The organism is Bacillus sp. FJAT-27001 (assembly GCF_019039175.1).
GTDB classification, from domain to species: domain Bacteria; phylum Bacillota; class Bacilli; order Bacillales; family Bacillaceae; genus Bacillus; species Bacillus velezensis.
On sequence record NZ_JAHOAA010000008.1, the window covers coordinates 93,149 to 93,847 of the forward strand.

The following is a 699-nucleotide window of genomic DNA, read 5'->3' on the forward strand; positions in this document are numbered from 1 at the left end:
CGGAAGCTCGTCCATCTCCACCCAGAACGCCGGCACCATGTAGTCAGGCAGCGTGTCTTTCAGCGCGGCTTTGAGCGTTTCGATATCGTCCTGCTGAGGAGCGACATAGGCGCAAAGCGCGGTATTGCCCGCTTTGTCTTCCACGGCCGTCACCGCTGCGTCATGAACGTCCGCAAGCTGGGAGAGGCGGACTTCGATTTCTGAAAGCTCGATCCGGTAGCCTCGCACTTTGACCTGCTGATCAATACGGCCGATGTATTCGATGCCGCACTGCGCGTTCCACTTGACGAGGTCGCCGGTCCGGTACATGCGCTCGCCCGGCACGAACGGATCTGCGGTAAACCGCTTCGCCGTTTCTTCTTCACGGTTCAGGTATCCGCGCGCCAGACCGCGGCCGGCCACACACAATTCACCGGCAATGCCTTCCGGCTGCACCTGATCGCCGTCGCCGAGAATATAAACTCTCGTATTGGCAATCGCCCGTCCGATCGAAAGCGATCCTTCCTCCGGATTGATGACGCCGCTTGTCGCGACGACGGTGTTTTCCGTCGGGCCGTAGTTGTTGACGATCGTGTACGGCTGTTTCACCGCCCGCTTCAGCTTGTCGCCGCCGACGAGAAGCATGCGGAGAGAGGTATTTTCCAGCTCCATAAATTGTTCGGCCAGCTGCGTCGGCAGGAAGGTGATGGTCACGCCGTT

Annotated in this window: 1 protein-coding gene; it reads right to left on the reverse strand. The window is 59.7% G+C overall.

Annotated elements, in window-relative coordinates; all coding sequences use genetic code 11:
* Positions 1–699 (reverse strand): AMP-binding protein (locus BGM27_RS18230; RefSeq protein ID WP_217031333.1); only part of this gene is annotated, 699 nt, incomplete at both ends.